Here is a 21,822-nt window from a genome sequence, read left to right on the forward strand (position 1 = left end):
CTACTTTCCAGGCGGAAGGGTGCCGGTCTTAGCCTCAGGAGAAGACCAGCCCAGCTTCCGCCAAATCCCCGCGGATGGTTTCGATCTCGGTTTCGTCCGGCTCCACGAGGGGCAAACGGACAATCGAGTTGGGCAGGACTCCCTGCCATTTAAGAATCTGCTTGGCCGCCACGGCCCCCTGGACGCGGGTCATGGTTGCCCGGACCACCGGCTGGAGTTCAACGTTGATCTTCCGGGCGGTGCCGAGGTCGTTGGCGTTGACGGCGTCGATGAGTTCGCGGAAGCGGCGGGTGGCCACGTGGGTGGTGACGCCCACCAGTCCGACGGCGCCCAGCGCCATCCACGGCAGGGTCAGTCCGTCGTCGCCGGAGTAGAAGAGGAGGTCGGTTTCGGCCATGACCCGGGTTGCCGCCACGAGGTCCGCCTTGGCGTCCTTGACGGCCACAATGTTGGGGTGCTGGGCCAGCCGGATCATGGTGTCGGGTTCGATCGCGATGGAGGACCGGCCCGGAATGTCGTAGAGCATGACCGGAACGTCCACGGCGGAGGCGACGGTCTCGAAGTGGGCGCGGACACCGGCCTGGCTCGGCTTGTTGTAGTAAGGGGTCACCAGGAGCAGTCCGTCGACGCCGAGGGCAGCAGCCTGCTTGGACAGGTGGACCGAGTGGGCTGTGTCGTTGGTGCCGGTACCGGCAATGATCGCGGCGCGGCCACCGACGGCGTCTTTCACCGCGCGGAACATGCCGAGGTTCTCTTCGTCGGTCAGGGTTGAGGTCTCACCGGTGGTGCCGGTGACCACCAGCCCGTCGCAGCCGTCGTCGACGAGCTTGCTGGCCAGCGCCGCCGCCTGGTCGTAGTCCACTGCGCCGTCCTTGGTAAACGGCGTGACCATGGCGGTCAGGAGGGTACCGAGGGCAGGGATGTGCGCGGAAGAATCAGCCATGGAAAAAACGTTACCCTGTCCCCGGCTGGTTAGGACAATGCCACGGGCGTGACGAGCGTCAAACAGCCTGGCTGCCGGGCCCCGGCGCGTCTGTTCCGGCGTGGCAATAGCGGCCGACGGCGGCCTGCCGGAGGTCCTCCGCCCAGGCAGCGAGCCGCTGCGCGGCCCGCACGTAATGGAACAGCTCGGTGGGCGTCAGGGCATCGATATCCGTCTCGGACAGCCGCCGGGCGAGTTCCGCCCCCTCCGGCTGGGCCGAGAGGGCGATGCCTTCCCGCTCCCACTGGAGGTCCTCTGACGGCCGCCCGGACACCAGCTGCCGGAACAGGTAGTCCACCACGCCCGGGCTCATTGCCCTCAGCGGCAGGTTGACTGAGTGGGTATGTGCCGGCTGCAGGCTTTCCCGCCGGGCGGGGATTCCGGATGATGGCGTGTCCATTCCGCCATGTTATTCGAACATATATTCGAACACAAGGGTGCGCCGCCACCGCATCGGCACGATAGTCCGCCGGCGGCCACCCGTCACCTCACCGGCAAGCCGCGCCGCGCGGGCATGTGAGACGATCGGGTCATGACGTCCCGCACCCCGGCCACCCGGTCGCGAAAGGCCCCCGGGCCGAACCAGCCGGGCCGTCTTCGCGGCATCGATGCAGCGCGGGGCCTCGCCCTTCTGGGCATGATGGCCACGCACCTGCTGCCAACGTTCGAGTCGAACGCCAACCTCACCCCGACCTGGATCGGCCTCACCTTCTCCGGACGGGCCGCGGCCCTCTTCGCCGTGCTGGCCGGGGTGGGACTTGCCCTGTCCACCGGAAAGCACCAGCCGCTGTCCGGTCCCGATCTCGCGAAGGCCCGCCGCGGTGTGGCGCTGCGGGCCCTGGTGATTGCCGCCGTCGGACTTACCCTCGGCGGCCTGGAAGTGAACGTGGCCGTCATCCTGGTCCATTACGCCGTGTTGTTCCTGTGCGTACTGCCATTCCTGGGCCTGGGCGCCAAAAGCCTGTGCGCCTGGGCCGCGGGCTGGATCCTTGCGTCACCCGCGCTGGCCTACCTGCTGCGCCCCTGGCTCCTTGCCGCTGAGCCGCCACTGAAGCTGGGCCACAACCCGCGGTGGGAGGACCTGGGCACCCCGGGCCAGCTGCTGGGCGACCTCTTCCTGACCGGCTACTACCCGGTGGTGCAGTGGCTTGCCTACTTGCTGGTGGGCCTGGCCATCGGCCGCCTGGTCCTTGCCAAGGCACTGGTCCCTGTCCTCCTGCTGGTGGGCGGAACGGTGGTGGCCGTCACCGCCAAGGCCATCGGGGTGGCCGCGATCGAGGATTGGGGTGGCCTGGCCGCCCTGGAGAAAGTCGTCAACGCCCCCGGCTATCCGCTGGGCAGTGTCTTGCAGGTAAACCTGGCGGGGCTCCCGCAGGACGGCTCCTGGTGGTGGCTGGCATCAGCTGCTCCGCACTCCGGGACCCCCCTTGACCTGCTCCACACCTCGGCGGTGGCGGCGGCCGTCATCGGCGCGTGCCTCCTGCTGGGGCGGCTCGCCGAGTGGATTGACCTGGACCTGCTGCTGCCCCTGCGCGGCGCAGGGGCCATGACCCTGACCCTGTACACGGTCCACGTCTGGGTGTTGTCGAACTTCTACCTGAAGCCGTTGCCGGCCGGCTGGACCGAGGACGGCATGTACTTTGCACACGCCGCCGTTGCCATCACCGTTGGCGTGGTGTTTGCCAGGTTGGCGTGGCGCGGCCCGCTGGAATGGCTGGGCCACGCCGCGGGCCAACTGGGCCGCGGCGTGCTGCCGAGGCCTGCTACTGCGGGGTCACGGTGAAACTGGACGCCTGGTCGCCGTAGTCATTGGTGACCACCACCGTGACGGGGCCCTCCTTGACGTCGAAAGCGATAACGCCCTGGCGCGAATCACCGGCGCCCACCTCGTCGGTCTGCAGGCCACCGATTTCCTTGTCCAGGTAGATCAGCTCGCCCTCCTTGCCGTCCGCGTCAAAGACGCTGAAGTTCGACGGCGTGGCAAAGCTGGTACCGCTCACCGTCTCCCAGGACACCTGCACAGCCAGGAATCCGCCGTTCTTTGGTTCCAGGTAGGACATGCCGGGAATCTCGGCGGTGTAGATGGAATCCAGCACTCCTACCCTGACCGTGTTGCCCTCGGACATGGTCACCACCGAGGAGTTCGCTTCCGTGGACGTGCCCGGTGACGGCGCCGGTGCGGCCTGGGAGGCCGGGAGGGGCGCCTGGGCCGGGACGTTGAAGCCCTCAACGGCAGCGGAAACCACGGCGATGGAGGCAATGGCCAGGACCGTTCCCGTAACAGCGCCCACAAGCCAGACGACGGCGGTGATGATCCAGGCCTTCTTCTTGTTCTCCGGATACCCCTCCAGCGGGCGGCCATGGATGTCCTTGGTGTTCCCGGTCAAGGTCATGACCAGGTCCACGATGGCCCAGATACCCAGGCCGCCCGCCGTCAGCAGCTTGGCCACGGCGGAACCGGTCTTGCCGAGGTAGAACCGGTCCGCCCCGAAGGTGCCCAGGAGCAGGGACAGGAGCCAGGTGGCAAGAAAGGACTTGCGCGGCCCGTCGTCGTAGGGAACCTGCGGGTAGGCGCCCGGCTGGTATTCCCCCTGGGGGCTCGTTGGGTACGGCCCGCCAAACGGGGAGGGTGCCGGCGGGACCGGGGGCACGGCCGGTCCGCTGTGGGGCGGCTGGGGGTATTGGGGCTGGGGGTAAGGCGGCTGGCTCATTGATCGTCCTTCGTGCGGGATCGGTGCAGGCAAACGGGGTTTCGAAGGACGACCGTGGCGGAGAACCCGCCCACCCCATCTCCGCCCCCAGGCCGGAAATTGTTGCCAGACGAACATACCGCGGGCGGCATGCGGCTGCGATGGGCAGAAATGCCCATCGCAAGAATCACATGCAGGCGCCGGCCGTTTGGCCGGCCACGGGAAGGGCCGCTGCTAGGACGCGGCTGTGAACAGCCGGACGGCGTCGCGCATGGAGGCCCGGGCCCGCTTGCGGTCTCCGGCGGCGTCGTAAGCGCAGCTCAACCGGAACCATGAGCGCCAGTCGTCCGGAGCCGATTCGGCTTCGATACGGTACTTTTCGAACTCGGCGTCTGCCGCCGCCCGGACGATCCGGCCGCCGGGCGTCCGTGGCAGCTCATCCACCGGCAACCCGCCTTCGGCTTCCAGGACCTTGGCCATCTGCTCGGTGCGGGCACCGAACATCAGTTCGCGGATCAGGGCCCACGCGCCCACCACGGGCAGCACCAGGTACGCCGCGCCAATGGCTTTTGCCGTGAGGTTGCTGTCGGCCAGGAGCAGGAGTGAGCGCTGGAAGGACACCACCAGGTAAAAGACCAGCAGCAGCGTCACCGCTCCCACCCAGATCTTGGTGCGGTTCTTCCGAAAGCCGGCAACGAACCCGTTCATTCTCAGAGCCCCAGGTCCAGGTAACCGTCCAGCCCCACGGTCAGGCCGGGGTGCGAGGCTACCTGCCGAACGCCCAGGAGAACGCCGGGCATGAAGGACGCACGGTCGAAAGAGTCGTGGCGGATGGTCAGCTGCTCGCCGGGGCCGCCCAGCAGCACTTCCTGGTGCGCCACAAGACCGCGGAGCCGCACGCTGTGCACCCGGACGCCATCCACGTCGCAGCCGCGGGCACCGGCACGTTCGCTGGTGGTGGCATCAGGGCTGGGCGGCACCTGCGCTGCGCTGCGCCCGGCAGCGATGAGCTGGGCAGTCCGGACGGCGGTGCCGGACGGGGCGTCCACCTTGTCCGGGTGGTGCAGCTCGATGATTTCCACGGACTCGAAGTATTGGGCGGCCTTGGCTGCGAAGGCCGAGGCCAGGACGGACCCGAGGGCGAAGTTCGGTGCGATGAGCACTCCGGTCTCCGGGTGCCGGGCCAGGACGGACTCCAGCGCGGACAGCTTGTCCGCGTCCCAGCCCGTGGTGCCCACCACGGCGTGCATGCCGTGTTCAACGGCGAACCGGACATTCGCTTCGGTGCTCTCGGGAACCGTGAGGTCCACTACGTACTGCGCACCGGAGGACGTCAGCTGCTCCAGCGAGTCACCCCGCCCCAGGGCTGCGACGAGCTTCATGTCGGGCGCGGCGTCAATGGCTTTTAAGGCCTCGGCGCCCATGCGTCCGTTGGCGCCCAGGACGGCTACCAGTTTGGGGGCGGAGTGTTGTTCGGTCATGCCATCCAGCCTACCGGCGGGACCGGTTGCCGCAGGAACCGGTCACTGTGCGTTACCTCGCAACGGAGCGGACAACCACGCCGGCTTGGCCGGGCCGGTGCGCGGACGCAGCAGGCATCAGCCGTCCGCGCCGACCCATTCGACGGTGCCGTCGGAAAAGAACTGTTCCTTCCAGATGGGAACCTGCTCCTTGATCCGGTCCACCAGCTCCGAGCAGACCGCGAAAGCCTGGCCGCGGTGCGCCGCGGAGACCGCGCACACCAAGGCGGGATCGCCGATTTCCAGCATCCCGATCCGGTGCGCCGCCCAGATCCGGACGGGTTGCCGGACGGCGTCGCCGCCTGCGCCCGGCGCAGCGTCCTGTTCGGCAACCAGGCGGGCCACGACGTCGGCCATCACCTGGTGTGCCGTGGGGTGCGCACTGTAGCTGAGCCGCTCGACTGCCTTGCCGGCGTCGTGGTTGCGTACTACGCCGCTGAAGCTGACCACGGCTCCCGCGGTGTCGCTTTCCACCGCTGCGATCGCCTGGTCGACGGAGATGGGGTCCGCGCTGAGGACTGCCCGGACCACCTCGAATGCCGCGTCAGTGCCCATGTCCGCCTTCCAGCTGGTCGCAGAGATGCCCGATCACCGGGTCCAGGACGGTGAGCCCGTCCATGACGCCCTTGGGTGAGCCGGGCAGGTTCACAATAAAGGTTGCGCCGGCGGCCCCGGCGTGGCCCCTGCTCAGGGCGGCCAGCGGGGTTTTTGCGGCGCCGGCCCGCCTGATGGCTTCCATGATGCCCGGGATCTCCCGATCCAGCAGGGGCAGCGTAACGTCCGGAGTCCGGTCGTCCGGGCTCAGGCCTGTCCCGCCGCTGGTGATCACGACGGCGGGACGCTGGGTCAGGAGCGCCCTGATGGCGGCGCCCACGGGCTCACCGTCCGGGACCACCATCGGCGGAAAGACATCGAAGCCGTGCTCGGCCAGCCAATCGCTGATCACCGGGCCGGTCTCGTCGTCGTAGATTCCGGCTGCGGCGCGGGTGGAGGCGATCACCACGCCGGCTTTCCGTCCCTGGGCGTCGCCGTGCCGGTGCGGCTCGGGGGCGCCGAGGGGCTTGGTGTTGGTCACAGCGCCCAGTCTCCGCTCTTGCCGCCGCTCTTGGCCAGCACCTTGATATCCGTCAGGACGGCGTGCTTGTCCACGGCCTTGATCATGTCGTAAACGCTCAGGGCCGCAACGGACGCAGCAGTCAGGGCCTCCATTTCCACGCCGGTGACGCCGCGGGTCTTCACGGTGGAACTGATGGTGACGGTATCGGGGCCGAGGTCAAAATCGACGGTGACTTTGGCCAGGGGCAACGGGTGGCAGAGCGGAATGAGGTCGGGCGTCTTCTTCGCAGCCATGATGCCGGCCACCCGGGCCACGGCCAGCGCGTCGCCCTTGGGCAGGCCCCCGGCCCCCAGGAGTTCCATGACCTCCGAGGTGGTCCGGACGGTAGCTGTGGCCGTGGCTTCCCGGGTGGTCTCGGCTTTGGCTGAGACGTCCACCATCTGGGCACTGCCGTCCTGGCGCAGGTGCGTCAGGGCGGGGGTCTGTTCTGCGTTCACAGCATCCATACTTCCACCTCATCGCCGGCGCCGAGTTCCGTGACGCCGTGGGGGACGTGGACCAGGACGTTCGAGCCCGCGAGCGCATGCATCAGGTGGGAACTCTCACCACCCTCAAGCCGCACGGTGCCGCCGGGTTGCAGGCTGCCCCGCCGGACCTGGTGTTTGTGGCCGGGGGACGTGAGCGGGTGGGCAAGGCGTGCCCGCAGCGGCAGCCTGGCCGCCGGTGCGCCCAGGAGTCCGGACAGCGCGGGGCGGAGGAACATTTCGAAGGACACCAGGCAGCTGACGGGGTTACCGGGGAACCCGAGGAAAGGGAGGCCGTCGAACGTTCCCAGGCCTTGGGGGCCGCCGGGCTGCATGGCCACGTGCAGGAAATCGACGGGCTGATCCACCATCGCCTGCCGCACCACTTCGTAAGCGCCCTTGCTGACCCCGCCGGTGGTGACGATGAGATCGGCGCCTTGGCCCTCGGAACGCAGCAGGCCGCGCAGTTCATCGGGATTGTCGGTGGAGATACCGGCCCGCCGGACGGTGAGGCCGGCCTGCGTCATGGCGGCTTCGAGGAGGGTTCCGTTGGAATCGTAGATCTTCCCGGGCGGGAGGGGCCGGCCGGGTTCCACCACTTCGTCCCCGGTGGTGACCAGCAGGACGGTGGGCGCCCGGTAGACCGGCACCTCGGCCAGGCCCAACGCGGCGAGCAGCCCCAGCTGGGCCGGCCCCAGGCAGGTCCCGGTGGCCAGAGCCAGCTCCCCCGCCGCGATGTCGCTGCCGGCGGACCGCACGTACGCGCCGGGTCCGGTGGCGGGCAGCCTGACGGTGCCGCCCCGGCCGGGTTCCAGGAAGTGGTCCGGCACGGCCCGTTCAATGGGTACGACGGCGTCCGCCCCGGCCGGGATCACGGCACCTGTCATGATGGGCGCCGCCGTCCCCGGTTCGAGCGCGGGCGGCCTTGATCCGGCGGCTACCGGGGGCATGGTCTCCAGGTCCGCGCCGCCGTCGGGGATGTCGCCGGAGTGGACGGCGTAACCGTCCATCTGCGAATTGGCGAATGGCGGCAGGCTGACGGGCGCTGTCACATCGGCCGCCAGCCCACGGCCCAGGGCCCTGCTGAGTGGGAGCGTTTCGGTGCGTCCCGCCGCCCGGAGCGGCTGCAGGAGTGCTGCGACGGCGGCGGCGTGGTCGGCAACCGAGCGGGCATGTTCATGCGGGTGCCGGGCACGGCTCTCCGGCGGGTGGCCGTGCGGGGTGGGGCTGGTCATGGGTACGCCTTCGGTCGCGGACTTCAGGATTTCACGTCCACTCTAACCGTGTGGAATCCGGTGGCACCGTCAGGTTGGGGCGGCCGCTCCGTTTCCTCCTGGGGTTTGCCCGTGAGGTCCGTGGCGCGGACCTGGACCTCGTACTGCCCCGGGGTGAGGTCCACTGCCAGTTTCCACTGGTACCAGGTGTCCGCTGACAGGCCCGCAGCGAGTTCGGCCTCCCGCCACGGCCCACGGTTGATCCTCAGTTCAACCCTCCCGATCCCGGTGTGTTGGGCCCAGGCGACGCCCGCGAAGACCACGGACCCTGCACTGACCGGACGCCCGCTGCGGGGCACGTCGATCCGGGAGGACGTCTTGACCGGGCCGCGCTCGGACCAGCCCCGGGGGGTCCAATATCCGGCGTCCTGCGCGAACGTGGTGACTTTGAGTTCGGTGACCCATTTGGTGGCGGACACGTAGCCGTAGAGTCCCGGGACGATCATCCGGACGGGAAAGCCGTGCTCGAGCGGCAGGGGTTCCCCGTTCATTCCGACGGCAAGCAGGGCGTCCCTGGTGTCGGTGAGGACTTCCAGGGGCGTCCCTGCAGTCCAGCCGTCCATGCTCCTGGACAGCACCATGTCCGCTCCGGGGTGGGGGCCCGCCTGGGCCAGCAATTCGCGGACCGGCCAGCCCAGCCAGCGGGCATTCCCGATCAGGTCGCCGCCCACGCCGTTGGACACGCAGGCGATAGTGATGTGGCGCTCCGTCAGCGGCTTGGCCAGGAGTTGCCCGTAGGACAACTGGATCTCCCGGTCCACCATGCCTGTGACCCTCAGGGTCCAATTGTCCGGGTTGACTGCCGGGACGGACAGTGCGGTGTCGATCCGGTAGAACTCGCGGTTGGGCGTCACCAACGGCGTCGCTCCGGCCACGTCCAGGTCGGCGCCCGCCGGAACCGGCGGTGCGGGTGACGCCGGGACTGGCAGGGTGATCCGTGCCCTGGCCTCGCTGACGGCATTGGTTGCCCCGCGCCACGCCCCGGCCAGCACACCTGCCACCGCGGACACGGCCGCCGTGCCGGCAAGGGCCTGGAGGAAGCTCCGACGGGAACTTCCCGGTCCGCCCGGTTCAGGGGCGCCCGCGTTCCATTCGCGAAGCTTTCCGATGAGGAATCGCAGCAGCACCACGGCCACCACCGCGGTCACGAGCGGGAGTGCCACGGCGATTGGCGTCATTTGGGCGCGGGTGAGTACAGCGGCGGCTCCCACGGCTCCGAAGATTCCCACCACGGCCGCACCCCGGTAGCCGCGGCGGAACTCCAGCACCCCTGCCAGCGCGGCCAGGACGGCAATGACCAGCGCCATGCCCGCCAGGAGGGCAGCCTTGTCCGCCGTCCCGAAGACGGATACCGCCCAGTCCTTGACGCCCGGCGGGACGGCGTCGATGACCGCACCGCCAACGGCCGTCAGCGGCGAGACGGAAGGACTGGCAAATCCTGCGAGCAACTCCCCCACGGCCACGCCGCCGGCGACGGCGGCTGCACCCGCGGCGGCGGCCCACCTGCCCGTGGCGCCCGTGGCAGCCTTGTGCGGGACGGGACGGTCCGGCTGCTCCCCACGGCGCCCGCCGTCGTCGTCCGCCGCCTTCGAAACCCGGGAATCGTTCACCCCTCCAGCATAGGTTTGCCACCGCCCGCCGGCACTGGCCCCCAGGTGTGACCGGAACCCGTGCAGTCACGGTGTGATGCACGGCTCAAGGTGGCGTAGCCTGAATCCATGACTGTCCAGCTAGGCATGCCGCAGCCGCGGGAGGAAGCAGCATCGGAGCTGCCCGGCGTTCCCGCACGCCGTCCCGAGGATGCACCGGACGGGCTGGTGGACCGCTACGGCCGCCGCGCCACGGATATGCGGCTGTCCCTGACGGACAAGTGCAACCTCCGCTGCACCTACTGCATGCCGGCGGAGGGCCTGGAATGGCTCGCGAAGCAGGCCGTCATGTCTGCTGAGGAGATCGTCCGGATTGTCCGCGTCGGCGTGGAGCAGCTGGGGGTGCGGGAACTGAGGCTGACCGGCGGTGAGCCGCTGGTCCGGCACGACCTCGTGGAGATCATCTCGGCGCTGCGGAACAACCATCCGGACCTGCCCATCTCGATGACCACCAACGGTGTTGGCCTGGCCAGGAAGGCGGCCCCGCTCAAAGCGGCCGGGCTGACACGGATCAATGTCTCACTGGATTCGCTGCACGAGGAAACGTTCGCCAAACTGACCAGGCGGCCGTTCCTGGACCAGGTCCTGGCGGGTGTGGACGCCGCATGGGCGGCAGGCCTGGGCCCGGTGAAACTGAACGCTGTCCTCATGCGCGGCATCAACGATACCGAGTCGCCGCAGCTGCTCGCCTGGGCCCTGGAGCGGGGATACGAACTTCGGTTCATCGAACAAATGCCGCTGGACGCCGACCATGGCTGGACCCGCCGCAACATGATCACGGCCGCCGAGATCCGCGACCTGCTGTCCAAGGACTATGTGCTCAGCCCCGATGCCCGGGCCCGTGACGGTGCCCCCGCCGAGCGCTTTGACGTCCGACGACGGGCGGCAGGTTCATTGGAAGCTGACGGTCCGGTGCTGGGAACAGTGGGGATCATCGCCTCCGTCACCGAGCCGTTCTGCGCGGACTGCCGGCGCACCCGGATCACCGCCGAGGGCAAGATCATGAGCTGCCTGTTCTCCCGCGAGGAATTCGACCTGCTGGGCCTGCTGCGCTCCGGCGCGGCTGATGACGAGCTGGCGCAGCGGTGGCAGGATGCCATGTGGCTCAAGCCAAAAGCCCACGGCATGGACCACGTGGGACTGGACGCTCCGGACTTCGTCCAGCCGGACCGCAGCATGAGCGCCATCGGGGGCTGACCGGAATGCTTGTACGTTACTTCGCTGCCGCACGCGCTGCCGCCGGCCGGGAGGAAGAAAAGTTCGACCTGCCCGACGGTTCCACGGTCGCCCATCTCCTGGAGGCTGTGCTTGCGGTGCCCCGTGCCGAACCGCCGGCAGGCACCCCTCCACTCCCCCGGCTCCTGTCCCGCAGCAGCTTCCTGCTCAACGAGGTGGCTGTCCGGGACCAGTCAACGGTTCTTGGGGCCGACGACGTGGTTGACGTACTTCCCCCGTTCGCCGGCGGGTAGGTATTCCGTAACACCCAGGCGACTGGCAGCATTCGGGGGGTGGCCTCCTGCCTGGCCTTGCCAACGCTGCCGCAGCCTTGAATGTCGGACCCCTGTTGGATGATGTTTCCATGGGAATCGGTGCGGATCTGGCGGTGGTGATGGAGGGTGTTTCTGCCTCTGTTGCTGCGCTCAGCGGGCTGGTTCTGGAGGATGCTGCGCTTTGTTCCGGCGCCGACGTTGGTGCTGAAGTGGACGTGCTGCAGCGGCGGTATAGGCTGTGCCTGGAACGGCTGGAGGTGGTGGCCCGGTTGGAGGCCCAGCTGGCGGCGGTGAAAGCCCAAGACGTGGCGGATGCCGTTGAGATCCAGCATGCTCTGCTTCCGCCGGACGCCCCGGTGGAGGAGCGCACGTTCGCGGAGATGTCCGCGGTGGAGGAGATCGCCGGGATCCTCACCATCAGCTCCGCCGCCGCCGGGGCACTGGTGGAGCAGTCCCGCCGGGTCTGCTCCCTGCCGCCTGTGGTCGAGGCCCTGTCCACGGGTGACATGTCGTGGCAGCACGCCCGGATCGTGGCCGACGAAACCGAAGGCCTCACCCCCGCAGGGGCGGACGGGTTGGTGGCGCACTTCTTCGACCCCGACGCACCCAAACCCGCCCGCGGCGCGGCCCCCGGTGACCTTGTCCCGTCCCGGTTCCGGGCGAAGGTCCGGGCCTGGCGGGAACGCCACCACCCTGGGTCCTTGGAGAAACGCCATGCCAAGGGGGTGGCGGACCGGCGGATGGATTACGCCCCGGACCACGACGGGATGGCCTGGCTCTCGCTCTACCTGCCCGGGGACACCGCGTGCGCGATCTGGAACCGCAGCACCGCCACCGCCCGCGGCCTCCAAAACCCCGACGAGCCCCGCACCCTCACCCAGCTGCGCGCCGACGCCGCCGCGTCCCTGCTCCTCGGCGCCGGGCTGCAGCCCACCACCAAGCACACCGCCGCGGCCGCCGACACCGAACCCGCCGCCGCAGCTGCGGGTTCCGGTAATGACGCAAGTCCGGGATGTGCTTCCACTGACATCGGCAAGATCCCCACGCCGCGGGCCGATGTCCTGGTCACGGTCCCGGTGTTCTCCCTGCTCGGCCTCACCGAGGAGCCGGCCGTGCTGGACGGATTCGGGCCGGTCCCGGCATCCATGGCACGCAAGCTCGTCGCCGGCGGCGCGGAATCGTTCTACCGGGTCCTGGTCGACCCCCGCGACGGGGCACCCCTGGAAATAGGCCGCACCCGCTACCGGCTCCCAGAGACCCTCAAGAAATGGCTCCGGCTGCGGGACACCACATGCACCTTCCCCGGCTGCACCAACCACACCCCCGACAACGACACCGACCACCTCAACCCCTGGCACCACGGCGGCACCACCGGAACCCACAACCTGGCCCAACTCTGCCCCCGACACCACCGCCTCAAACACCACACCACCTGGACCCCCGACCCAGCCACCAAAAACAAACCACCCGGCTGGACCTCACCCACCGGCCGACACTACAAACCCGAACAACACGACCCCCAACCAACCCACTGGCCACCAGAAACCCTCCCGCTTGCCGAACTCCCAACGTGCCCGGATCCGGAAACGGAGGAGCCTGACGGGAACTTGATTGAGCCGGATCAACTCCCTCCAACAGATCCTGTGTGGGACGACTTCTACGCTATGCCGTTCCTCCTGCCGCCAGACCCGGCGAGGCGATGGGACGTCGTCTTGTGGTAGGAACTTCCGATGAACGAATGTGTCTCAGGCGGTGGCTCCGGAAGCCAACAGCCCACCGCTAGGCCCTGGCTCCCGTGCCCAGGGCCATGGCCAGCAGGGACACCCGGCTGTGGACTCCGCATGTCTGGAAGAGTTGCTTGAATTGGTCCTGGATCGTGTACGGCGTCACGCCCTGGGCGTCCGCCATGGCTGCCGTATCGGCCCCTGCCGCAGTGAGCCAGAGCAGTTCCCCCTGCCGGGGTGACAGGCCAAACGCCCGGGCAAACATGTCAAGCCTCGCGGCAGGCGTGCTGGCCTGAATCGTCACGGCCACCGGTGGAGTGGGTCCGGACACCTCCGACTCCATGCGGTTGGCCCGCAGGGAGGCCCAGCGGCCCGCCCCGACGTAGACCCTGCATTCCGCGGGGTGGGTGTCCACCAGCGCTTCCCGTGCCGCCAGCTGGGCCGCAACGTTCAACACCTCAGCCGGCACCTGATGGTGAGGGACCGGACCAGGCTGAAGCAGCTTGAGCCAGTCGTGCACGGACGCCGTTCGGCCAGCTATCGCCAGATCGTCGTCCAGGGTGAGGACAGCCTGCTCCGGCAATCCGGGCTGCCCGGATCCTGTCCCGGATGCCTGGTCCGGGCCAGGTTCCGGATCCGGTCGAATCCAAAATTGCCTGGCTACGGACCTCCGCAGGCCGGCGGTCACTACCGCTGCCAGCTCGCCCAGGTAGGCAGATTCTTCGTCCGTGAAGGGGACCGAATCGCCGGTCCGCCACAAATCGAGCCAGGCCCAACACCCATACTTGTCGGCAAACACGGCGGACAGGACATCGCGGACGCCATAGCGTTGCAACACGCCACTCCACACCGGGCTGCGGGAGGGCTCTCCCTGCGTTGCCTTCAGGAGGGATTCCGCCGGCTCCGGCCAACGCATCAGCTCGGTCCAGCGGCCCGCCCGGGAGAGGTACTTGAGGCGGATAAGTGTGGGCAATTCCTGGGGGCAGGGAGTCCTGGCCCTCGGCGCCATCCCCACCGTCGTGACGGGATCACACAACGGCCAAACGAATGCATCGAAAGGCACCATGGTGGCCACTTCTGCCAGAATCGCTGTCCGGAGGGCTTGGTGATCCAGGTCCGAGCCTGCCAGGAGTCGGATGCGCTCCTGGCTCCGGTCTGCAGCCCAGCCCTTGGTCATGTTCCAAGTATGCTCCGGCAATCCTGCGCGACCCGGCGGCGCTGCCACCCAGAATTCTGGGATACCCGCCGCAGCCCGGACCATCTAGCTTTAGCAGCGTGGAGCGTCCTCCAACCTGGCGGGACGAGTAAGGAGACTGGAATGTTCACCCTGCAGATCGAACACAGAATCACAGATTTCAGCACATGGAAGGCGGCATTCGACCGGGATCCGGTTGGCCGGTCCGCGTCAGGGGTTCTCGCGCACCGGATAGGCCGGCCCGTGGGCGAACCGCAATATGTTGTTGTGGAACTCGACTTCGCGGACCTGGCCCAGGCAGAGCAGTTGCTCTCGAACCTCCAAACACAGGTATGGCGTTCGCCGGCGGACGCCCCTGCGCTCGCCGGCGCGCCAAAATCGCGCATCCTCGAGGCGGCGTTCTAGCCCCCGCCTCCGGCGCGGTGAAATTCCGAGCGCATGAATGGTGAGTAGGACGAAGCCTTGCCGTCCACACCCGCCTCCGGGGCATCGTCGCCGTCGTTACGCCCGTGCGAACGCAATTCGGTGACGTGTGTCAGGACACCGTTCGCCACCTCGATCGAGTGGCGCGTCCAGCCTCCGGCATTGCGGCGTTCAACACGGATGACACCGTCGCGCGAGGTGCAGCGGGCGGCGTTGCCGGGCGGCACGCCGGTGCTGTCAACGTAATACCACAGCACGTCGTTGTGGACCGGATCGATCGTGAAGATGCCGTGGCCCTCGAAGTGGCTGCCGTCCGGTTCGACGTGCCGGTAGCTCTGCACCACGCCGAGACCCCCGGCAACCTGCGTGTAGGACACTTGGGCGCTCACGCGGTGTTCCGGCCCCCAAGGGCCGGCAGCAACGTGTGTGTAGCCCTCCCAGTGACCCAGCAGGTTCGTTAAATCCGGATGTCCGTGCTTCGCTCCTGGCCCGTTCACCGTTCCGCCCTCCCCTGCCGAAGATCACTCCTACTCAGGATGTACTCTGCAGAGCCGGGCCGCCAGCGTCTCCGCGGCGCAGGGTGCCACAGGCCGAAGGTTTCGGTCTCGTCGAACGGGCCAGCCACGGTGACGGTGCGCTCGTCGAACGGGCCCACCAAGGTGACGGTGCGCTCGTCGAAAGGCCCTCAACGGTGACGGTCCGCGGCGCGGCGGCTACAACCCGAACGTCTCGTCTTCGTCGAACGGGCCCACCACGGTGACAGTGCGCGGCGCGGCGGCGAGTTCGGCGGCGAGTTCCTGGACCTGCTCCGCGGTGACGGATTTGATCTGGCGCAGGGTTTCGTCGATGTCCTGGTATTCGCCGGAGACCAGTTCGGCGCGGCCCAGCCGGGACATCCGGGACCCGGTGTCTTCCAGCGCCAGGACGATCCCGCCGCCGAGTTGTCCCACGGCCTTGCGCAATTCATCGCCTGAAATACCGTGCTCCGCGAGCTTGTCCAACTCCACGCCCAGCAGGTCCAGCACCTGGCGGACCTTTGACGGAGTGCAGCCGGCGTACATCCCGAAGTAGCCGGCGTCGGCGTAGGACGAGGCGAAGGAGTAGGTGGAGTACACCAAACCGCGCTTCTCGCGGATTTCCTGGAAAAGCCGGGAGGACATGCCGCCGCCCAGGACGGCGTTCAGGACGCTCATGACGTAGCGGCGCTCATCCGTGGCAACGATGGTGGGGCACCCCATGATGATGTTGGCCTGTTCCACTGCGCGCTTGACCACGTGCAGTCCCGCCGTTCCGGTGATCTGGGCGCGTTCGGTGGGGCGCCGGCTGACCGGGGCCGCATCCGGCTCAAGCGACCATCCTGCGGATTCGAGGGCGTCCACCACGAGTCCGCAGACAACGTCGTGGTCCAGGCCGCCCGCGGCGGTGATGACCAGTTCCTGCGGCTTGTAGTACTTGCGGTAGTGGTCCCACACGGAGTCGCGGGCCACGGCTTTGATCGCTGCGGGGGTCCCGCCGATCGGCCGTCCCAGGGGGTGGCTGCCCAGGACGGCGGCCACAAAGTGTTCGTGCGCAACGTCGGTGGGGTCGTCGCTGTCCATGGCGATTTCCTCAAGGATGACGTCACGTTCCTGCTCCATCTCATCCGGGTCCAGGACGGCGCCGGTGATCATGTCCGCAATGACATCGATGGCCATGGGCAGGTCCGAATCCAGGACACGGGCGAAGTAGCACGTGCTTTCCTTCGCGGTGGCGGCATTCGATTCTCCGCCCACCTCGTCAAACGCCGAGGCGATCTCCAGGGCGGTGCGCCGGCGGGTGCCTTTGAACAGGAGGTGCTCAAGGAAGTGCGTGGAACCGTGCTGGCCGGGCGCCTCGTCACGGGATCCGACGCCCACCCAAAAGCCGATCGTGGCCGACCGTTGGCCCGGCATCGCTTCCGTCAGTACCCGCACTCCCCCGGGCAGCACGGAACGGCGGACTTCGGACCCGCCGTCGGAGCCATGGACCAGGGTGTCGCCGGCGTGGTTCTGCTCAAGCGGCAGGGGTACAACAGTCATTGAAGCCTTTCAGGACGGGCAGCCGGATCTGGCTGCCATCGTAACAGCGGCGGGACCGGTGGATCATCCACCGGTCCCGCCGATTCATGCTGGTGCCAAGCGAGGGCTGTTAGACGTCAGCGCCTTCAGCCGGCTCCGTGGCGTGGACGCGCTCGGTGTCGGCCGGAGCCTCTTCCTCGGCGACCACCGGGGCGAGCGAGAGCTTGCCGCGGTCATCGATCTTGGTGATCTCAACCTGGACCTTCTGGCCCACGGAGACGACGTCCTCGACGTTGTCCACGCGCTTGCCGTTGGCCAGCTTGCGGAGTTCGGAGATGTGCAGGAGGCCGTCCTTGCCCGGGGTCAGCGACACGAAGGCACCGAAGGTGGTGGTCTTGACGACCGTACCCAGGTAGCGTTCGCCGATTTCCGGGACCTGCGGGTTGGCGATGGCGTTGATGGCGGAGCGTGCTGCGTCTGCAGACGGACCGTTGGTGGCGCCAATGTAGACCGTGCCGTCGTCCTCGATGGAGATGTCGGCGCCGGTGTCTTCCTGGATCTGGTTGATCATCTTGCCCTTGGGGCCGATGACCTCGCCGATCTTGTCCACGGGGATCTTGACGGCGATGACGCGCGGTGCGAACTCGGAGAGCTCGTCCGGGGTGTCGATGGCCGAGTTGATGACCTCGAGGATGTGCAGGCGGGCTTCGCGGGCCTGCTTCAGCGCTGCAGCCAGCACCGAGGCGGGGATACCGTCGAGCTTGGTGTCCAGCTGGATGGCGGTGACGAACTCGGCCGTACCGGCAACCTTGAAGTCCATGTCGCCAAAGGCGTCTTCGGCGCCGAGGATGTCGGTCAGTGCCGCGTAGCGGGTCTGGCCGTCAACCTGGTCGGACACCAGGCCCATGGCGATACCGGCGACGGCGGCCTTCAGGGGCACACCGGCGTTCAGCAGGGACAGGGTGGATGCGCAGACGGAACCCATCGACGTCGAGCCGTTGGAACCGAGGGCCTCGGATACCTGGCGGATGGCGTAGGGGAACTCCTCGCGCGACGGCAGGACGGGCACCAGGGCGCGTTCGGCCAGGGCGCCGTGGCCGATTTCGCGACGCTTGGGCGAGCCCACACGGCCGGTTTCACCGGTGGAGTACGGCGGGAAGTTGTAGTTGTGCATGTAGCGCTTGCGCGTTACCGGCGACAGCGAGTCGATCTGCTGTTCCATCTTGAGCATGTTCAGCGTGGTGACACCCATGATCTGGGTCTCGCCGCGCTCGAAGATGGCCGAACCGTGGACGCGGGGCAGGACCTCGACCTCGGCAGTCAGCTGGCGGATGTCCGTCAGGCCGCGGCCGTCAATGCGGATCTGGTCCTTGAGGATGCGCTGGCGCACAACGTGCTTGGTGACCGAGCGGAAAGCAGCGGACAGCTCCTTTTCGCGGCCTTCGAACTGACCGGCCAGGCCGGCCAGGACTTCGTCCTTGAGCGCGTCGGAGGCGTTGTCGCGTTCCTGCTTGTCGGCGATCTGGAAGACAGCTGCCAGCTTGTCGGCGGCAGCGGATTCGACGGCGGCGTAAGCGTCGTCCTCGTAGTCCAGGAAGACCGGGAACTCGACCGTGGGCTTTGCGGCGCGCGCGGCGAGATCGGCCTGGGCGTCGCAGAGAGCCTTGATGAACGGCTTGGCGGCCTCGAGGCCTTCGGCCACGACCTCTTCGGTGGGGGCGGTGGCGCCCTGTTCCTTGATGAGGTTCCAGGAGTTGTCGGTGGCTTCGGCTTCAACCATCATGATGGCGACGTCGTCGCCGGCAACGCGGCCGGCAACCACCATGTTGAAGACCGAGTTCTCCAGCTGGGAGTGCTTGGGGAACGCAACCCACTGCGAACCGTGCTCGTCGGCGACGAGGGCAACGCGGACGCCGCCGATCGGGCCGGAGAACGGCAGGCCGGAGAGCTGGGTGGACATGGACGAGGCGTTGATGGCCACAACGTCGTAGAGCTCGTCCGGGTTAATGGCCAGGACGGTGACGACGATCTGGACCTCGTTGCGCAGGCCCTTGATGAAGGCCGGGCGCAGCGGGCGGTCCATCAGGCGGCAGGCCAGGATGGCTTCGGTGGACGGGCGGCCTTCGCGGCGGAAGAACGAGCCCGGGATGCGGCCGGCAGCGTACATGCGCTCTTCGACGTCGACCGTCAGCGGGAAGAAGTCGAAGCCTTCACGCGGGTGCTTGCCTGCGGTGGTGGCGGACAGCAGGGCGGTGTCGTCGTCGATGTACACCATGGCTGCGCCGGCGGCCTGCTTGGCGAGGCGGCCGGTTTCAAAGCGGATTACACGCTTGCCGAAGCGGCCATTGTCAATGACAGCCTCTGAGAACTGGATTTCGGGACCCTCCAAGAGAGTCACCTCCGTTTCTGTTTCACGGAAGTCCAGCCGCATCAACCCAGCCCAGCATCTGTCTACTGGCCCTTGCACCCGGTCATCGATCGAGACCCACGGGCCGCCGGCTTCAGTCAACGAAGCCGTTCCCGGGGATCACTACCGAGGACCGCGAATGCGTGATGCGGTTGATCCTCCTGTTTAGTTTTTCATTTGAAGAAGGCGGCCCGTTCCGGAGGGAAAGGGCCGCCCCAAAGCCAGACTAGCGGCGCAGGCCGAGACGCTCGATGAGCGTACGGTAGCGGGCGATGTCAGTCTTCTTGAGGTAGCTCAGCATACGCTTGCGACGACCAACCATGGCCAGCAGACCGCGCTGGGTGTGGTAGTCGTGCTTGTGCTCCTTCATGTGCTCAGTCAGATCCTTGATCCGCTGGGTCAGGACGGCAACCTGGACCTCGGGTGAACCGGTGTCGCCTTCGGCGGTTGCGTATTCCTTGATGATGGACTGCTTTACAGCGGCGTCAAGTGCCACAATAACTCCTTGGGAATGTGCCGTGAGGGCCCAGGTCAGAAGTTCACTGCCGGGTCTGCCATGCACGTCCTGTCCCGGAAACCCGGGAAAGCCGCAACGACAGGACCCAGCCGCCACGGACTGCAGCCGGATCCATCGTCCAGTTTACCGGGCCGGGCCTAACCTTGTCGAAACAGTCCGGGCGGACACGCGGCCCGCTCCGGCGCCGGGCGTCAGCCCTGCAGCCGGTCCCGGATGGCGGCCATGCCGTCGAGGACCTCGGCGAAGCTGGTGCTCAGCGGCGACAACCCCACCCGGATCCCGTGCGGTGAGCGGAAGTCCGGGATGACGTCGCCGTCCCAGAGCGCTTCCACGGTGGCTTTGCTGAAGTCCGGGTGGTCCACGGTGATGTGGCCGCCCCGCTCCCCCGCGTCCCTGGGCGAAGCCAGTTCGGCACCCAGCGGGGCGAGCCAGGCGTCGAAGACATCGATGGCGAAGGCGGTCAGTGCCACTGACTTCGTCCGGATGGCAGCCATCGAGGCTTCCTCGATGAGGTCCAGGGTGCCTTGCATGGCGATCATGCCGAAGATGGCGGGGGTGCCGCTGAGGAAGCCGCGGATGCCTGCCGCCGGTTCATAGCCGGCGGCCATCTCAAAAGCGTCCTTGCGGCCCATCCAACCCCAGATGGGCTGGTTGAGCGCCGGCAGGTGGCGGGCGTTGACGTACGCGAAGGCGGGTGAGCCCGGGCCGCCGTTGAGGTACTTGTAGGTGCAGCCGGCGGCGAAGTCCACGTCCGCGCCGTCCAGGCCGATCTCTACCGACCCCGCGGAGTGGCAAAGATCCCACACCACCAAGGCGCCGGCGTCGTGCACTGCCGCGGTGATTCCGGGCAGGTCAGCCAGGTGCCCTGAACGGTAGGCGATCTGGCTGAGGAGCACGACGGCGGTCCGCGGCCCGGTGGCCTGGCGCACCTGGTCAAGGGTCACCCCGGCTGCCGGATCGGGGTCGATCCACCGGAGGGTCAGCCCCTCTTCCAGGGCAATGCCCTCCACCAGGTAGCGGTCCGTGGGAAAGTTCCCGGTATCGAGCACAAGCTCGTTGCGGTCCGGGTCCGGCACGGCGGCCAGCGCGGCGCGGAGCAGCTTGTAGAGCACCACGGTGGTGGAATCGGCAATGATCGTTTGTCCCGGGGCCGCGCCCAGGACGGCGCGGCCCAGCTGGTCTCCGATGGCCTGCGGCATGGCGAGCCACTGTTCGTCCCAGCCGCGGATGAGCCGGCCGCCCCATTCGTTCCGGACGAAGGCGGCGACGTCGTCGGCGGTCCGTTTCAGGGGCCGGCCCAGGGAGTTGCCGTCAAGGTAGGACAGCGGGGTGTCCGTTCCGATGAAATGGTCCCGGTACGTTGCCAGCGGGTCTTGGCGGTCCAGCTCCGCCGCCCGGCGGTGGAGCGCCTCAGTGGTCACGCCGGTGGGGCCGTCCTGGTGGATGCTCATTGTCCGATCTCCGTCCTGACGGCAAATAGTTCCGGAAAAAATGTCAGCTCCAGCGCCTTCTGCAGGAAGGTGACCCCGCTGGAACCACCCGTGCCTGTCTTCATGCCGATGGTCCGCTGAACGGTTCGCAGGTGCCTGAACCGCCAGAGCTGGAAGTTGTCCTCCAGGTCCACCAGTTCCTCGCACGCCTCGTAAGCGGCCCAGTTCTCTGCCGCGTTTTCGTAGATGTGCTTGAAGAGTGGGACCAGGTCCGGGGTGAACTCATGGGCGCGCGTCACGTCCCGGTCCAGGACGGAAGCGGGCACGTCGAATCCGTGCCGGGACAGATAGGCGAGGAACTCGTCGTAGATGCTGGGGGCCGCAAGCAGTTCCGCCAGCATGGCGTGGGCCTCGGGATCGGATTCGAAGACCGGCAGCATCTTGCGGTTTTTGTTTCCCAGCACGAATTCGACCGCCCGGTATTGGGCGGACTGGAAGCCCGAGGAATTCCCCAGGAAGCCGCGGAACTGCGAATACTCGGTGGGGGTCAGGGTGGCCAGTACGGACCATTGTTCGGTGAGGGTCTTCTGGATGTGCTTGACCCGGGCAATGCCCTTCAGCGCCGAACCGAGGTCGTCGGCCCGCAGCCAGGCGGCGGCGCTGCGCAGCTCGTGCAGGACCAGCTTCAGCCACAACTCGGTGGTCTGGTGCTGGATGATGAACAGCATCTCGTCGTGGTGTTCCGGCTCGCTGACCGGCTTTTGGGCACTAAGCAGCGTGGGCAACTGCAGGTAGGAGGCGTAGCTCATCCGCGAGCTGAAGTCGCGGACAATCCCTTCATCGAGCTTGCGGGTGTTCTTTTCGACGGACACGCACTGCCTTTCGTTGTTAGGGCCCCGGCAGT

22 protein-coding genes are annotated in these 21,822 nt (G+C 67.7%); 5 read left to right on the forward strand and 17 right to left on the reverse strand.

Going from position 1 to position 21,822, the window contains the following annotated elements:
- Positions 1 to 34: 34 nt before the first annotated feature.
- Positions 35 to 943, reverse strand: a complete 909-nt coding sequence (dapA, locus tag DFO47_RS18615; RefSeq protein ID WP_018763637.1) for a 4-hydroxy-tetrahydrodipicolinate synthase — start codon at positions 941 to 943, stop codon at positions 35 to 37.
- A 58-nt stretch (positions 944 to 1,001) separates the two neighbouring features.
- On the reverse strand, positions 1,002 to 1,382 hold the full coding sequence (locus DFO47_RS18620) for a hypothetical protein (RefSeq protein WP_243835540.1): 381 nt from the start codon (positions 1,380 to 1,382) through the stop codon (positions 1,002 to 1,004).
- A gap of 132 nt (positions 1,383 to 1,514) precedes the next feature.
- Between DFO47_RS18620 and DFO47_RS18625 the strand changes: the two genes are divergently transcribed.
- On the forward strand, positions 1,515 to 2,765 hold the full coding sequence (locus tag DFO47_RS18625; protein ID WP_133832587.1) for a heparan-alpha-glucosaminide N-acetyltransferase domain-containing protein: 1,251 nt from the start codon (positions 1,515 to 1,517) through the stop codon (positions 2,763 to 2,765).
- On the opposite strand, the gene DFO47_RS18630 is transcribed toward DFO47_RS18625, so the two are convergent.
- From DFO47_RS18630 to DFO47_RS18665, 8 genes are all read right to left on the reverse strand, one after another.
- Positions 2,746 to 3,693 carry a TM2 domain-containing protein gene (locus DFO47_RS18630; protein ID WP_133832588.1) on the reverse strand — a complete coding sequence of 316 codons (948 nt, stop codon included), beginning with the start codon at positions 3,691 to 3,693 and terminating at the stop codon, positions 2,746 to 2,748. The genes DFO47_RS18625 and DFO47_RS18630 overlap by 20 nt on opposite strands.
- A 213-nt stretch (positions 3,694 to 3,906) precedes the next feature.
- Entirely contained in the window at positions 3,907 to 4,380 is a 474-nt protein-coding gene (locus DFO47_RS18635) for a hypothetical protein (RefSeq protein WP_018763641.1), read from the reverse strand.
- A gap of 2 nt (positions 4,381 to 4,382) precedes the next feature.
- On the reverse strand, positions 4,383 to 5,153 hold the full coding sequence (gene dapB, locus DFO47_RS18640; protein WP_018763642.1) for a 4-hydroxy-tetrahydrodipicolinate reductase: 771 nt from the start codon (positions 5,151 to 5,153) through the stop codon (positions 4,383 to 4,385).
- Between the two features lie 117 nt (positions 5,154 to 5,270).
- The gene (locus DFO47_RS18645; protein WP_018763643.1) at positions 5,271 to 5,747 is read right to left on the reverse strand and encodes a molybdenum cofactor biosynthesis protein MoaE; all 477 of its coding nucleotides are present in this window, start codon (positions 5,745 to 5,747) and stop codon (positions 5,271 to 5,273) included.
- A complete protein-coding gene (locus tag DFO47_RS18650) occupies positions 5,737 to 6,267 on the reverse strand; it encodes a MogA/MoaB family molybdenum cofactor biosynthesis protein (RefSeq protein WP_133832589.1) in 531 nt (176 codons plus the stop codon). The genes DFO47_RS18645 and DFO47_RS18650 overlap by 11 nt, the downstream gene beginning before the upstream one ends.
- Entirely contained in the window at positions 6,264 to 6,755 is a 492-nt protein-coding gene (gene moaC, locus DFO47_RS18655; RefSeq protein WP_018763645.1) for a cyclic pyranopterin monophosphate synthase MoaC, read from the reverse strand. The genes DFO47_RS18650 and moaC overlap by 4 nt, the downstream gene beginning before the upstream one ends.
- Entirely contained in the window at positions 6,743 to 8,008 is a 1,266-nt protein-coding gene (gene glp, locus DFO47_RS18660; protein ID WP_133832590.1) for a gephyrin-like molybdotransferase Glp, read from the reverse strand. The genes moaC and glp overlap by 13 nt, the downstream gene beginning before the upstream one ends.
- A 23-nt stretch (positions 8,009 to 8,031) precedes the next feature.
- Positions 8,032 to 9,510, reverse strand: a complete 1,479-nt coding sequence (locus tag DFO47_RS18665; protein ID WP_133832648.1) for a molybdopterin-dependent oxidoreductase — start codon at positions 9,508 to 9,510, stop codon at positions 8,032 to 8,034.
- 255 nt (positions 9,511 to 9,765) lie between these two features.
- Between DFO47_RS18665 and moaA the strand changes: the two genes are divergently transcribed.
- The 3 genes from moaA to DFO47_RS18680 all read left to right on the forward strand — a co-directional run bounded on the left by moaA (position 9,766) and on the right by DFO47_RS18680 (position 12,907).
- On the forward strand, positions 9,766 to 10,893 hold the full coding sequence (moaA, locus tag DFO47_RS18670) for a GTP 3',8-cyclase MoaA (RefSeq protein ID WP_208294432.1): 1,128 nt from the start codon (positions 9,766 to 9,768) through the stop codon (positions 10,891 to 10,893).
- Between the two features lie 5 nt (positions 10,894 to 10,898).
- On the forward strand, positions 10,899 to 11,165 hold the full coding sequence (locus DFO47_RS18675) for a MoaD/ThiS family protein (protein WP_133832591.1): 267 nt from the start codon (positions 10,899 to 10,901) through the stop codon (positions 11,163 to 11,165).
- Between the two features lie 110 nt (positions 11,166 to 11,275).
- Positions 11,276 to 12,907, forward strand: coding sequence for an HNH endonuclease signature motif containing protein (locus tag DFO47_RS18680; RefSeq protein WP_166651754.1), 1,632 nt, complete (start codon positions 11,276 to 11,278; stop codon positions 12,905 to 12,907).
- 58 nt (positions 12,908 to 12,965) lie between these two features.
- Here DFO47_RS18680 and DFO47_RS18685 read toward each other — a convergent pair whose 3' ends face one another.
- A complete protein-coding gene (locus DFO47_RS18685; protein WP_133832592.1) occupies positions 12,966 to 14,087 on the reverse strand; it encodes a LuxR family transcriptional regulator in 1,122 nt (373 codons plus the stop codon).
- Between the two features lie 141 nt (positions 14,088 to 14,228).
- On the opposite strand from DFO47_RS18685, the gene DFO47_RS18690 reads away from it, so the two are divergent.
- Positions 14,229 to 14,510, forward strand: coding sequence for a hypothetical protein (locus DFO47_RS18690; protein WP_133832593.1), 282 nt, complete (start codon positions 14,229 to 14,231; stop codon positions 14,508 to 14,510).
- Here DFO47_RS18690 and DFO47_RS18695 read toward each other — a convergent pair.
- The 6 genes from DFO47_RS18695 to kynA all read right to left on the reverse strand — a co-directional run bounded on the left by DFO47_RS18695 (position 14,507) and on the right by kynA (position 21,790).
- Positions 14,507 to 15,025, reverse strand: a complete 519-nt coding sequence (locus DFO47_RS18695; protein ID WP_133832594.1) for a DUF1579 family protein — start codon at positions 15,023 to 15,025, stop codon at positions 14,507 to 14,509. The two genes, DFO47_RS18690 and DFO47_RS18695, sit on opposite strands and share 4 nt — an antisense overlap.
- A gap of 216 nt (positions 15,026 to 15,241) precedes the next feature.
- Positions 15,242 to 16,585 (reverse strand): pitrilysin family protein, encoded by a 1,344-nt coding sequence (locus DFO47_RS18700; RefSeq protein ID WP_133832595.1) that lies wholly within the window; start codon positions 16,583 to 16,585, stop codon positions 15,242 to 15,244.
- Between the two features lie 109 nt (positions 16,586 to 16,694).
- Positions 16,695 to 18,953, reverse strand: a complete 2,259-nt coding sequence (locus tag DFO47_RS18705; RefSeq protein ID WP_026265073.1) for a polyribonucleotide nucleotidyltransferase — start codon at positions 18,951 to 18,953, stop codon at positions 16,695 to 16,697.
- A 244-nt stretch (positions 18,954 to 19,197) separates the two neighbouring features.
- Positions 19,198 to 19,467 carry a 30S ribosomal protein S15 gene (rpsO, locus tag DFO47_RS18710; RefSeq protein ID WP_018763489.1) on the reverse strand — a complete coding sequence of 90 codons (270 nt, stop codon included), beginning with the start codon at positions 19,465 to 19,467 and terminating at the stop codon, positions 19,198 to 19,200.
- Between the two features lie 212 nt (positions 19,468 to 19,679).
- Positions 19,680 to 20,939, reverse strand: a complete 1,260-nt coding sequence (locus DFO47_RS18715) for an aminotransferase class V-fold PLP-dependent enzyme (RefSeq protein WP_018763488.1) — start codon at positions 20,937 to 20,939, stop codon at positions 19,680 to 19,682.
- Positions 20,936 to 21,790: a tryptophan 2,3-dioxygenase gene (gene kynA, locus DFO47_RS18720; RefSeq protein ID WP_018763487.1), complete on the reverse strand. Its 855-nt coding sequence runs from the start codon at positions 21,788 to 21,790 to the stop codon at positions 20,936 to 20,938. The genes DFO47_RS18715 and kynA overlap by 4 nt, the downstream gene beginning before the upstream one ends.
- Positions 21,791 to 21,822 lie beyond the last annotated feature (32 nt).

The sequence above is a fragment of the Arthrobacter sp. AG258 genome (assembly GCF_004364695.1).
In the GTDB taxonomy this organism is placed as follows: Bacteria; Actinomycetota; Actinomycetes; order Actinomycetales; family Micrococcaceae; genus Arthrobacter.